The sequence below is a fragment of the Pseudomonas monachiensis genome, assembly GCF_047345015.1.
In the GTDB taxonomy this organism is placed as follows: Bacteria; Pseudomonadota; Gammaproteobacteria; order Pseudomonadales; family Pseudomonadaceae; genus Aquipseudomonas; species Aquipseudomonas monachiensis.
Window position 1 is genome coordinate 1237942 of the sequence record NZ_CP178857.1, and the last position, 12347, is coordinate 1250288.

A 12347-nucleotide genomic window follows, 5' to 3' on the forward strand; every position below is an offset into this window, starting at 1 on the left:
TAAGTTACAGGTGCAACACAACAACTTTGCGTCAACGGCAAGGCGCACGGTACAAGCGATTCAAGGATTTATCACTCAAACATGAGTGAGGTGCAGGGAGGCGGGAAACCATGGCCAGAGTCGTTCTGGAGATCGATACGCAACTGTATCGACTGCTGAAGTCATCAGCCGAGACCCATCATTTGAGTCTCGAGGATGAGTGCTGCCGTCGTTTGCGCGGTGGCGAACGCCGTTCGCATTACTTGCAGGCGCTGCTGGCGGAACTGCGCGCCGAAGATGAACAGCGGCGCGCCAAATCCAGGTGATTACTTTTTCTTCTTCGCCGGTTGCAGGCAATCCGATTCCTGGAAGCTTGCGGAGCCGACCGGGCGGTTGGTCTTCACCTCGGTGAAGTCGTAACGCATGATCGCGCCCTTGGCCATCAGCTTGCGAAACCCTTCGTTTCGGCAGACAGAAGCTCCCAACTGGAAGTACACGGCTTTCGGGTCTGCACGCATCTTGTCGGCGTGGCTGCTCTGCACGCTCAGGTGGTTGATCAGCTGTTTGCCGTCAACGGTATAGCCTTGATCGAGAATGTCTTCGTTGATCGCTCGAGGAGTGCCGACGCTGCTCTGGGCGGCGACGTTTTGCAGCATTTTGTTCAGTTCCGTGTCTTTCAAGGACGCAGCCTGGGCGTTGAAGGATGACGCCAGCAAAATGGCCGCGGTAGGAACGATAAGGCGCAGCATGAAACTCTCCTGGTTCAGTGATGCGGGTTGGACCCGTCACGTGACTGTGCGTTCAGTGGCGGCGAATTATAGGGGAGGCGGGCTGGACGGTACAGGCTTGCGCCGGGCGCTCTGGTAAACTGCTGGCACTTTTTACCCTGTCGAGTGTTTTTCGTGTCGATTTCCCTTCTGTGTGGGCGTTGCCCGCCATGAGTCATACCCCCGCGCGCTTTGCCTTGAATGCCGTAGCCCGCTTGCGCGATCAGCGTGAGGAGGAGGGCATCAAGCCGATTCAGGCCCGCGGCTGGCGCGCGACGCGCTGCCGTGACTGCCGGGTGATCGAGAGCCACTGCCTGTGCGCATGGCGTCCGCAGGTCGCTACCCGTTCCGGCGTGTGCCTGATCATGACCAATAAGGAAGTGTTCAAACCGAGCAACACCGGTTGGCTGATCGCCGACGTGGTGCCTGACAACCATGCCTTCATCTGGTCCCGTACCGAGACCGATCCGAAGTTGCTGGCGCTGTTGTCCGACCCGCAATGGCAGCCTTACCTGGTGTTTCCGGGGGAGTACGTCGAACCTGAACGCGTGACAAACACTGTGGACGTCGATGGCACGAAGCGCCCGTTGTTCATTCTGTTGGATGCGACCTGGACCGAAGCGCGGAAGATCTTTCGCAAGAGCCCCTATTTCGATCGATTGCCGATCCTCAGCCTTCTGCCGGAGAAACTCTCCCGCTACCGGTTGCGCCGCTCGACCCGCAGCGAACATCTGTGCACGGCGGAAGTGGCGGCGCTGTGCCTCGACCTCGCAGGCGATATCGCCGCGGCATCGGCGCTGGACGCCTACTTCGATGTGTTCAGCCAGCATTACCTCGACGCCAAACACCAGTTGGACATGAACGTTTCGACCCCGGCGCACGCCGAGTTGATGCCCTATGTCCGGTCGGTCACCCCATTGATGGACTGATTGTCGCGCATACTGCAATAAAGTGTACCGGCCATGCTGCTTGACCACCCCGGCTTCGCTGGGCATGCTTGGCGCCGATTAGGGTGCTGCCGGAATTTTCGACGCCGTTTTTTGCGTTGAGCGTGCCTTGTCAGTGCAGCTGCGTGGCTGTGTCTTGACTTGCTTTGGCGAGGTCCGAATGCATCGGGCGTCCCATGAAAAACAGGATCATTTGAAAAATGGCCACATACGAAATCCTGATTGCCGATGACCACCCACTTTTTCGTAGTGCCTTGCATCAAGCGCTGACCCTGGGCCTCGGCCCGGACGTGCGTCTGGTGGAAGTGGCGAGCATCGCCGAACTGGAAGTGCGCCTGACGGAAAAGTCCGACTGGGATCTGGTACTGCTGGACCTGAACATGCCGGGGGCCTACGGTTTTTCCGGGCTGGTCCTGCTGCGCGGGCAGTACCCGCAGATTCCGGTGGTCATGGTCTCGGCCCAGGAAGAGCCAACCATCATGGTCAAGTCTCGCGAGTTCGGCGCCAGTGGCTTCATTCCCAAATCCAGTGACTTGAGTGTGATCCAGAAAGCCGTGCGCGCCGTTCTCGATGGCGACGTGTTCTGGCCGCCGCAGGCATTTGAAGCGGTCAGCGTCTCGGATGAGGCCAAGGCGGCCAGCGAAGGTCTTGCCAGCCTCACCCCGCAACAATTTCGCGTGTTGACCATGGTCTGCGAAGGCCTGCTGAACAAGCAGATCGCCTACGAGCTGAGCGTTTCCGAGGCGACTATCAAGGCGCACGTGACCGCGATTTTCCGTAAACTGAATGTACGGACCCGGACTCAGGCCGCGCTGCTCTTGCAACAACTTGAGTCAATTTCCAGCCATTAAAGGCTGGCAAATTCACGCTTTTTTGACTTTGGTTGAACTAGCTTTCCCACTTCTTTTTTGCCAGTTGCCCACTCTATGTCACCTTTCAAAGGCCAGACCGGTCTGAAACGTATTCTCAATGCTTCCGGTTATTCGCTGGACGGCCTGCGCGCAGCCTTCACCGGTGAAGCCGCCTTTCGGCAATTGGTGTTGCTCAACGTCATCCTGATCCCTTTGTCGTTCTTCCTGAATGTCAGCCGGGTCGAACAGGCGTTGTTGATCGCGGTATGCCTGTTGGCGTTGATCGTCGAGTTGCTCAACTCGGCGGTGGAAGCGGCCATCGACCGCATTTCCCTTGAACGGCACCCGCTGTCCAAGAATGCCAAGGACATGGGCAGTGCCGCCCAGTTCGTGGCGTTGAGCATGATTGCCCTGGTGTGGGCGGTGATTCTGCTTTAAGCGATCGTCGGCAGCACGATCTCGTCGCTGCGCTGGACCCCGGCGGTGAAGGCGCGGCACAGTTCGAGGAACTCGCGCATCGCCGAGGTCTGATACTTCTGTTTATGCCAGATGAAATAAAACTGTCGCGCCAGATCCAGATCCGGCGTCTCGACAGGCACCAGGCTGCCGCGGCGGAATGCGTCGCGCAAAGCCAGCCTGGAAATGCAGCCAATCCCCAAACCTGATTCCACTGCGCGCTTGATCGCTTCGGTGTGCTCAAGCTCGAGGCGAATGTTTAACGAAGTGCGGTGATGGCGCATGGCTTGATCGAAGGTCAACCGCGTGCCCGAGCCCTGTTCGCGCAAGATCCAGGCTTCGTGGCTCAACTCGTCCATGGTGGCCGTGCCACGCTTGGCCAAGGGATGCTGGGGGGCGCAGAACACCACCAGTTCGTCCTCGACCCAGCTTTGTACTTCGATGTCCGGGTGACTGCAGTCGCCTTCGATTAGACCCAGATCAATTTCATAGTGGGCCACTTGTTGCACGATATTGGCAGTGTTCTGCACATGCAGTTTCACCTGGCTTTCCGGGTGGCGTTGCATGAAGCTGCCGATCAACAATGTGGCCAGGTAATTGCCGATGGTCAGGGTCGCGCCCACCGCCAGAGAGCCGAAACCGGACTTGCCATTGAGCAGGTCTTCGATTTCCTTGGCCTGGTCCAGCAGCGCCACCGCTTGCGGCAACAGTTGTTTTCCGAGGGCGTTGAGGCTCAACCGTTTGCCGGCGCGGTCGAACAACTGGCAGCTGCACTGGCGCTCCAGTTCGGTGATCGAGGTGCTCGCCGCCGATTGCGAGAGGTTGAGCAGGCCCGCGGCACGGGACACACTTTCCTGCTGGGCGACGGCGACGAATACTTGAAGTTGACGGAGAGTAAATCGCATATCGATATAACCGATAACCCTTATCTTAATAATCCATTTAACAGATATTGTCTCTGCCTTTAGAATGCGATGCAATTGCGCATATCACTGGCGCAGGCAAAATCTCCAGGAGTCCCACGTACATGAGCAACATGAACCACGAGCGTGTCCTCAGTGTTCACCACTGGAACGACACTCTGTTCAGCTTCAAGTGCACCCGTGATCCGGGCCTGCGCTTCGAGAACGGTCAGTTCGTGATGATCGGCCTGCAACAGCCCAACGGCCGCCCGCTTATGCGCGCTTACTCGATTGCCAGCCCGAACTGGGAAGAGCATCTCGAGTTCTTCAGCATCAAGGTGCCTGATGGTCCGCTGACTTCGCAGTTGCAGCATCTGAAGGAAGGCGACGAGATCATCATCAGCAAGAAGCCTACCGGCACGCTGGTACTGGATGACTTGAAGCCTGGCAAACATTTGTACCTGCTCAGCACCGGTACCGGCCTGGCGCCGTTCATGAGCGTTATCCAGGACCCGGAAACCTACGAGCGTTTCGAAAAAGTGATCCTGTGCCACGGCGTGCGTTACGTCAACGAAGTCGCTTACCGCGAGTTCATCACCGAGCACCTGCCGCAGAACGAGTTCTTCGGCGACGCGCTGCGTGACAAGTTGATCTACTACCCGACCGTGACCCGTGAGCCGTTCGAGAACGAAGGTCGCCTGACCGACCTGATGCGCAGCGGCAAGCTGTTCAGCGACATCGGTCTGCCACCGATCAACCCGCAGGACGACCGCGCCATGCTGTGCGGCAGCCCGAGCATGCTCGACGAGACCAGCGAAGTGCTGAACAGCTTCGGCCTGAAAGTTTCGCCGCGGATGCGCGAGCCGGGTGATTACCTGATCGAGCGTGCATTCGTCGAGAAGTAAGCACCAGTAACAGCTTTGTTTTACCTGTGGGAGCGAGCCTGCTCGCGATAGCGGTGTGTCAGTCGACGTCAATGTCGACTGTTACCCCTTCGCGAACAGGCTCGCTCCCACAGTTGTTTCTGTTGTTCAGCTTATTGCAGGAATGACTTCCAGGACGCGGATCAGCTCCGGTGTCGGGTAGTGCCAACGCACATCGACATCCCAGAACTGCGCGCCGTATTCCCGCTCGGGTGCAGGCGTCTGATAGGCCGGGCGCGGATCTTGCGCCAGGCATTGCTCGATCAACTCGACCAAGGGCTCTGCAAGGCGCTGGGCATGCTCCTGGGCCTGTTGCAGCGCTGTGTCCGTCCACTGCACGGGAATCAGTTGCGGCGCAGCGCTGGCGATGCTGTTGGCGGCGGTGTCGATGATGTCGGCGTAGGGCACGTAGGGTTTGATGTCGAGAATCGGCGTGCCGTCCAGCAGATCGATGCCCGAGATCCACAGCCGACCGGCTTCGACCTTGTCCAGTTTCACCACCGACTGCCCGATGCCATTGGGGCGGTGGGTGGCACGGGTGGCGAACACGCCCATGGACTTGTTACCGCCGAGGCGAGGAGGGCGAACCTTCAGGCGAGGCTTTTCCTCCAGGGCCTGGTGGAACAGGAACAGCAGCCACACGTGGCTGACCTGCTCCAGGCCCTGCACCGCGTCCCCTTGATCGAACGGCGCCACCAGTTCAAGCACCCCACGGGCGGCCGGGGCCAGTTGCGGCTGGCGCGGAATGGCGAACTTCTCCTTGAAGCAGGAGCGCACGAAGCCGATGGGGGAAACGCTGTAGGTCATGGTTTGGGATCGAGGCGGAATCAGGTAGGGCATGATGCCGTAAAGATCAAAAGATCGCAGCCTTCGGCAGCTCCTACAGAGGAATTCGTACGGCGTAGGAGCTGCCGCAGGCTGCGATCTTTTAAAGGCTGAACCCGCCATCCAGCGGAATGATATTTCCGGTCATGTAGGCCCCAGCGGTGCTCGCCAGACTGATCGCCAGCGCCGCCATCTCTTCCTCGCGCCCCCAGCGCTTCATTGGAATCAGGGCAGTATCCTGCGCCAGCGCCTGTTCATCATTGCCAATGTGCCGGGTCATCTTGCTCGGAAAGCGCCCCGGGGCGATCACGTTGACGTTGATGTGCTGGCTCACCAGTTCGCGCGCCAGAATCCTCGACAGTTGGTGCAACGCGGCCTTGCTCGGCCCGTAGGCATACGCCTGCTCGCCGAAGGAGGAAATCCCCGCCACCGACCCGATGTTAATGATCCGCGCCGGATTCGCTTCGGAACCGGCCTTGCGCAGCAGGGGCAGGAACTGCTGGATGCAGTTGAACACCGAGGTCACGTTGAGCTGCATGACCTTCTCCCAGCCCTTGATCGGGTAGCTCTCCAGTGGTGCGCCCCAGGTGGTGCCGGCATTGTTCACCAGAATGTCCAGATGGGTGATCTGCTCGCCCAGGCGCGTGGCCAGTTGAAGGACGCCCTCTTCGGTGGCGAGGTTGGCCGCGATGGCGCGGCAGCGGCCAAGTGCACCGAGTTCGTCAGCGGTTTGCTGGCAGGCTTCGACGTCGCGGGCGCAGACGTACACGGTGGCGCCGGCCTCGACGTAGGCCTTGGCGATCATCTTGCCGATACCACGGGTGCCGCCGGTCACCAGGGCGGTGCGGCCTTGCAGGGAAAAGTAGGGATGCATGGCGAATCCTGAGAACTGAGGTCTTAATACCCTAGTCGTCAGCCGCCAGAAGCGGAGCCACTATTTTTACGCGGAATGAGGGGCCATATGGCCCGGCCTTGAACTGCATGCGTGCAGTTCAAGGCCGGCGGGCGTTTACTGCGGGCGAACGCGCAGGGTCAGGCCCTTGAGGAAATTGCGCAGCAGCTGGTCGCCACACGGGCGATAGTTGGTGTGGCCGAACTTGCGGAACAGTGCGCTCAACTCTGGCTTGGACACCGGGAATTCGGCGGCCTTGAGGATTGCGTGCATGTCGTCTTCTTTGAGTTCGAACGCCACCCGCAGCTTTTTCAGGATGATGTTGTTGGTCACCGGCACTTCGATCGGCTGAGGCGGACGGCTTTCGTCCTTGCCACGCTTGAAGATCACCAGGCCATCGAGGAAATGCGCCATGACTTCGTCCGGGCAACGTACGAAGCCTTCCTCGTCTTCCTCTTTTTTGTCGAGGTAGGTCAGCAGGTCTGGCAGGGTCACGTCCATGCCGCCGAGCTTGATGATCTCGATGACTTTCTTGTCGCTGATGTCGAGCATGTAGCGCACGCTGCGCAGTACGTCGTTATGAATCATGTGTGCAGTCCTGATATTCGGCTGTGGGCGTCGCGGCCAGGCGCGGCGCCGAAATGTGTGGCGGCGAGAAAAGCCTTAGAACTTCTCTTTGCCGGACAGGTAGCGCCATTGCCCCACAGGCACTTTGCCGATGGACACGCCGCCGATGCGAATGCGACGGATGGCGACGACCTTGAGGCCGACTGCCTGGCAAAGCAGGGCGATGATGCCCGGCTGCGGGTTCTTCATGGCAAAGCGCAGGCGGTTCTCGTTCTGCCAGCTGGCCTTGACCGCCGGCAACTCCTTGCCCTTGTAGGTCAGGCCGTGGTTCAGGCGGTTCAGGCCGTGGGCCACCATCTCGCCTTCGACCTCGACCACATACTCTTGCTCGATCTTGCTGGAGTCAGCGGTGAGTTTGCGCAGGATTTTCCAGTCTTGGGTGAACACCAGCAGGCCGCTGGCGTTGGCCTGCAGGTCGGTGCTGGCGGTCAGGCGCAGGAAGTGCCCGCGCAACGGGCGCTTGCCGTAGCGGTGCTCTTCGCTCAGGGTCTCGGCGCCGAGGGTGGCCATGGCAGTGTCTGTGTCCATGCCGGCGGGCACGTTGAGCAGCAGGGTCACCGGTTCCGGCGCGGTGGCCTTGGCTTCTGGATCAAGCTCGACTTTCTGGGTGTCGACCTTGAATTGCGGCTCGTCGATGACCACACCGTCGACGGTGACCCAGCCGCCCTCGATGAACAGCTCAGCCTCCCGACGGGAACAGCCGACGAGTTCGATGAGGCGTTTGGAGAGACGAATCGGGTCAGTCATGTCATGGCCGTAACAAAAAGGGGGTGGGCATTGTACCTGCCTGGCGCCGGTTAATCCCGGTTCCATTTGTAGGAGCTGCCGAAGGCTGCGATCTTTTGATCTTAAAAGCAAAGATCGCAGCCTTCGGCAGCTCCTACACGGGTATCGGTGTTGTGTCAGCCATGGTGTGAATTTTGTTGATCCTGACGCATACGCATGTGCAACAACGGATACGGCTGCCCCATGCCATCGACCTCCGAGCGACCGATGACCTCGAAGCCCTGCTTGAAGTAGAAGCCGAGGGCCTGGGGGTTCTGCTCGTTGACGTCCAGTTCGTCGGCGTTCAGGTGTTCCAGGGCATAGCGCAACAGTTTCTTGCCCAGGCCCTGGCCGCGATGGTCAGGGTCGATGAAGAGCATTTCGATCTTGCCGGCCGCGACGCCGGCGAACCCGGTGATGCGCTGGTTCGAATCCTTGGTGCAGATCAGCATCACCGAGTCGAGGTAGCGGGTCAGCACCAGGTTCTTCAGCAGTTCGATGTAGCTGTCCGGCAGAAAGTCGTGGGTGGCGCGTACCGAGGCCTCCCAGACCCGGGTCAATTCTTCGTAGTCGCCGAGTTTTGGCGTGTGGATGACTGAATGCTGACGCATGCCCGTCTGCCTCTTGTGCAGTGGTTGATAGGAATCCTTTCAACCTCAAACAATAGCCGTAAAAAAGCCCCGCATCTCGTCAAGAGAGCGGGGCTTTGCGTATTTTTTGCGTTTAGATCTGTTCAGCCCACAGATCGTATTCGTCGGCGTCGGTCACTTTGCACCAGACCTTGTCGCCCGGCTTGAGGTTGCTGCCGTTGTCGATGAATACGTTGCCGTCGATTTCCGGGGCATCGAAGAAGCAGCGGCCCACCGCGCCTTGCTCGTCGACTTCATCGACCAGCACTTCGATCTCGCGGCCGATGCGCATTTGCAGGCGCGCCGAGCTGATGGCCTGCTGGTGCGCCATGAAGCGCTCCCAACGGTCCTGCTTGATGTCGTCCGGCACGACTTCCAGGTCCAGGTCATTGGCCGGTGCGCCTTCTACCGGCGAGTACTGGAAGCAGCCGACGCGGTCGAGCTGGGCTTCGGTCAGCCAGTTCAGCAGGTACTGGAAGTCTTCTTCGGTTTCGCCCGGGAAGCCGACGATGAAGGTCGAACGGATGATCAGGTCCGGGCAGATTTCGCGCCAGTTCTTGATCCGCGCCAGGGTCTTGTCTTCGAAGGCCGGGCGTTTCATCGACTTCAGCACTTTCGGGCTGGCGTGCTGGAACGGGATGTCCAGGTACGGCAGGATCTTGCCGGCGGCCATCAGCGGGATCAGCTCGTCAACGTGCGGGTACGGGTAAACGTAGTGCAGGCGAACCCAGACGCCGAGGGTGCTCAGGGCTTCGCAGAGTTCGGTCATGCGGGTTTTCACCGGAGCGCCGTTCCAGAAACCGGTGCGGTATTTCACGTCGACGCCGTAGGCGCTGGTGTCCTGGGAAATCACCAACAGCTCTTTGACGCCGGACTTGACCAGGCGCTGGGCCTCGTCGAGTACGTCGCCCACCGGACGGCTGACCAGTTTGCCGCGCATCGACGGGATGATGCAGAAGCTGCAGCTGTGGTTGCAGCCTTCGGAAATCTTCAGGTAGGCGTAGTGGCGCGGGGTCAGCTTGATGCCTTGTGGTGGCACCAGGTCGATCAGCGGGTTGTGGTCCTGGCGTGGCGGCACGACATCGTGCACGGCGTTGACCACTTGCTCGTACTGCTGCGGACCGGTCACGGCCAGCACGCTCGGGTGTACGTTGCGAATGTTGCCTTCTTCGACGCCCATGCAGCCGGTCACGATGACCTTGCCGTTTTCCTTGATGGCTTCGCCGATCACTTCCAGGGACTCGGCCTTGGCCGAATCGATGAAGCCGCAAGTGTTGACGACCACGACGTCGGCGTCCTGGTAGGTGGACACCACGTCATAGCCTTCCATGCGCAGCTGGGTCAGGATGCGCTCGGAGTCGACCAGTGCTTTTGGGCAACCCAGGGATACGAAGCCAACCTTTGGATTGGCCGGCGCAGGAGTGGTGGACATGTCTAACCTCGGTATTTTGTGACGTCGTTTGCCGCATAGGGCAAAACCGACGGACGGGCGCTTGAACTGCGCCTCTGATCAAAAAGTGCGCAATTCTAGCGATGAGTCGCTCACTTGACCAGCTTTATGCAGGGAAATACGACGAGTGCTGCGCTATGCTTCGCGCCGTTACGCTTTACTGATTTTTTACTGTCAACAAAACGTCTGTAACGTGAAGTAAAACAGCGCATGCTGCACGACAAAGCATAGTGCTTCTTTCAAAGAGGCCAGGGTCTGAGAAGTAGGAGTGGTGGATGGGTCAGGCAAGTAGTCAGGCTGCGGGTGCCGAGCATTCGGCGGTCAAGCCGATCGGCATGCTGGTCGCGGCAGTCGGGGTGGTTTATGGCGATATCGGCACCAGTCCGTTGTACACCCTCAAGGAAGTGTTTTCCGGAGGCTACGGCGTACCGGTCAACCATGACGGGGTGCTGGGGATTCTGGCACTGATCTTCTGGTCGCTGATCTGGGTCGTGTCGATCAAGTACATGATGTTCGTGCTGCGCGCCGACAACCAGGGCGAAGGCGGCATCATGGCCTTGACCGCACTGGCCCGGCGGGCGGCGGCGGGGCACGCCAAATTGCGTACGTTGCTGGTGGTCTGCGGGCTGATCGGCGCGGCGTTGTTCTATGGCGACAGCATGATCACCCCGGCGATCTCCGTACTGTCGGCGATTGAAGGCCTGGGGTTGGCGTTCGACGGGATCGACCATTGGGTGGTGCCTATCTCACTGGTGGTGCTGGTGGCGCTGTTCCTGATCCAGAGCCATGGTACGGCGCGCATCGGCATTCTGTTCGGGCCGATCATGGTGACCTGGTTCCTCGTACTGGGCGCACTGGGCGTCTATGGCATCAGCCAGCATCCGGAAGTCCTGCAGGCGATGAACCCGGTGTGGGGCGTACGTTTCTTCATGGTCCATCCGGGCATGGGGGTGTCGATTCTCGGTGCCGTGGTGCTGGCATTGACCGGTGCCGAAGCGCTGTACGCGGACATGGGCCACTTCGGCCGCAAGCCAATCGCTCGTGCCTGGTTCATCCTCGTGCTGCCGGCGCTGGTGTTGAACTATTTTGGTCAAGGGGCCTTGCTGCTGGGCGACCCGGAAGCTGCCCGTAACCCCTTCTACCTGCTGGCACCGAGCTGGGCATTGATCCCGCTGGTCGGGCTGTCGACCATGGCCACGGTGATTGCCTCGCAAGCAGTGATTTCCGGTGCGTTCTCCCTGACCCGCCAGGCGATCCAGCTTGGTTACATCCCGCGCATGCACATCCAGCACACCTCCAGCGCCGAACAGGGCCAGATCTACATCGGTGCGGTGAACTGGGCGTTGATGGTCGGCGTGGTGTTGTTGGTGCTGGGTTTCGAATCCTCCGGCGCCCTGGCCTCGGCCTACGGCGTGGCGGTGACCGGGACCATGCTGATGACCAGCATTCTGGTATCCGCGGTGATCCTGCTGCTGTGGAAGTGGCCTCCGGTGCTGGTGGTGCCGGTCCTGCTGGGTTTCCTGTTGGTAGACGGTGTGTACTTCGCCGCCAACGTGCCGAAAATCGTTCAGGGCGGTGCATTCCCGGTCATCGCCGGTTTCGCGCTGTTTGTGCTGATGACCACCTGGAAACGCGGCAAGCAGTTGCTGGTCGAGCGTATCGATGAGGGTGGCTTGCCGCTGCCGATCTTCATCAGCAGCATTGCCGTACAGCCTCCCCATCGTGTTCAGGGCACCGCCGTGTTCCTGACGGCACGCCCGGATGCCGTGCCCCACGCGCTGTTGCACAACCTGCTGCATAACCAGGTGCTACACGAGCAAGTGGTGCTGCTGACGGTGGTGTACGAAGACATCCCGCGGGTGCCGCCAACACGACGGTTCGAGGTCGATGCCTATGGCGAAGGTTTCTTCCGGGTGATCCTGCACTTCGGCTTTACCGACGAACCGGACGTACCGAAAGCGCTGAAACTGTGCCACCTCGATGAGCTGGACTTCAGCCCGATGCGCACCACCTACTTCCTCAGCCGCGAAACGGTCATCGCCTCCAAGCTCGAAGGCATGTCGCGCTGGCGTGAGGCGCTGTTCGCCTTTATGTTGCAGAACGCCAACGGCAATTTGCGTTTCTTCAATCTGCCGCTGAACCGGGTGATTGAGTTGGGGACGCAGGTGGAAATGTAAGCCTCATCAAAAAGCCCCCGTTGCCATTGCGGCAGCGGGGGCTTTTGTGTTCTAGGGCAAGAGTAAGTTCAAAAGATCGCAGCCTTCGGCAGCTCCTACATTGGAATGTGTACACCCTGTAGGAGCTGCCGAAGGCTGCGATCTTTTTGGGAGGCTC

General features: G+C 59.8%; 14 protein-coding genes. 6 read left to right on the forward strand and 8 right to left on the reverse strand.

The genetic code is table 11. The features are described 5' to 3' along the window. The first annotated feature begins 110 nt into the window (after positions 1–110). Positions 111–305 carry a hypothetical protein gene (locus tag ACMDB8_RS05425; protein WP_056720917.1) on the forward strand — a complete coding sequence of 65 codons (195 nt, stop codon included), beginning with the start codon at positions 111–113 and terminating at the stop codon, positions 303–305. Here ACMDB8_RS05425 and ACMDB8_RS05430 read toward each other — a convergent pair whose 3' ends face one another. Then, complete coding sequence (locus ACMDB8_RS05430; protein WP_056720915.1) at positions 306–728, reverse strand: PA3611 family quorum-sensing-regulated virulence factor; 423 nt, start codon at positions 726–728, stop codon at positions 306–308. It lies immediately after the preceding gene. Positions 729–916: 188 nt separating this feature from the next. Here ACMDB8_RS05430 and ACMDB8_RS05435 point away from each other — a divergent pair, with 188 nt between their 5' ends. The 3 genes from ACMDB8_RS05435 to ACMDB8_RS05445 all read left to right on the forward strand — a co-directional run bounded on the left by ACMDB8_RS05435 (position 917) and on the right by ACMDB8_RS05445 (position 2982). Beyond that, entirely contained in the window at positions 917–1675 is a 759-nt protein-coding gene (locus ACMDB8_RS05435; protein ID WP_056720913.1) for a tRNA-uridine aminocarboxypropyltransferase, read from the forward strand. 218 nt (positions 1676–1893) lie between these two features. Next, entirely contained in the window at positions 1894–2544 is a 651-nt protein-coding gene (gene erdR / locus ACMDB8_RS05440; RefSeq protein ID WP_008054094.1) for a response regulator transcription factor ErdR, read from the forward strand. A gap of 75 nt (positions 2545–2619) precedes the next feature. After that, positions 2620–2982, forward strand: a complete 363-nt coding sequence (locus ACMDB8_RS05445; protein ID WP_015093791.1) for a diacylglycerol kinase — start codon at positions 2620–2622, stop codon at positions 2980–2982. On the opposite strand, the gene ACMDB8_RS05450 is transcribed toward ACMDB8_RS05445, so the two are convergent. After that, positions 2979–3905 (reverse strand): LysR family transcriptional regulator, encoded by a 927-nt coding sequence (locus ACMDB8_RS05450; RefSeq protein WP_056720912.1) that lies wholly within the window; start codon positions 3903–3905, stop codon positions 2979–2981. The genes ACMDB8_RS05445 and ACMDB8_RS05450 overlap by 4 nt on opposite strands. Positions 3906–4027: 122 nt before the next feature. Between ACMDB8_RS05450 and fpr the strand changes: the two genes are divergently transcribed. Continuing rightward, complete coding sequence (gene fpr / locus ACMDB8_RS05455; RefSeq protein WP_008054100.1) at positions 4028–4807, forward strand: ferredoxin-NADP reductase; 780 nt, start codon at positions 4028–4030, stop codon at positions 4805–4807. Between the two features lie 126 nt (positions 4808–4933). Here the strand turns inward: fpr and tsaA are convergent, their stop codons facing one another. The 6 genes from tsaA to rimO form a co-directional block, all read right to left on the reverse strand. Further along, complete coding sequence (tsaA, locus tag ACMDB8_RS05460; RefSeq protein ID WP_056720910.1) at positions 4934–5632, reverse strand: tRNA (N6-threonylcarbamoyladenosine(37)-N6)-methyltransferase TrmO; 699 nt, start codon at positions 5630–5632, stop codon at positions 4934–4936. Between the two features lie 121 nt (positions 5633–5753). Next, positions 5754–6524, reverse strand: coding sequence for an SDR family oxidoreductase (locus ACMDB8_RS05465; protein ID WP_223542161.1), 771 nt, complete (start codon positions 6522–6524; stop codon positions 5754–5756). Positions 6525–6659: 135 nt separating this feature from the next. Next, positions 6660–7130: a DUF1456 family protein gene (locus ACMDB8_RS05470; RefSeq protein WP_046816549.1), complete on the reverse strand. Its 471-nt coding sequence runs from the start codon at positions 7128–7130 to the stop codon at positions 6660–6662. 75 nt (positions 7131–7205) lie between these two features. Continuing rightward, positions 7206–7916, reverse strand: a complete 711-nt coding sequence (locus ACMDB8_RS05475) for an rRNA pseudouridine synthase (RefSeq protein ID WP_056720907.1) — start codon at positions 7914–7916, stop codon at positions 7206–7208. 155 nt (positions 7917–8071) lie between these two features. Further along, the gene (locus ACMDB8_RS05480; protein ID WP_409078234.1) at positions 8072–8545 is read right to left on the reverse strand and encodes a GNAT family N-acetyltransferase; all 474 of its coding nucleotides are present in this window, start codon (positions 8543–8545) and stop codon (positions 8072–8074) included. A gap of 112 nt (positions 8546–8657) precedes the next feature. Further along, entirely contained in the window at positions 8658–9995 is a 1338-nt protein-coding gene (gene rimO, locus ACMDB8_RS05485) for a 30S ribosomal protein S12 methylthiotransferase RimO (RefSeq protein WP_056720903.1), read from the reverse strand. Positions 9996–10288: 293 nt separating this feature from the next. Here rimO and ACMDB8_RS05490 point away from each other — a divergent pair, with 293 nt between their 5' ends. After that, entirely contained in the window at positions 10289–12190 is a 1902-nt protein-coding gene (locus tag ACMDB8_RS05490; protein WP_056720900.1) for a potassium transporter Kup, read from the forward strand. Positions 12191–12347: the final 157 nt, after the last annotated feature.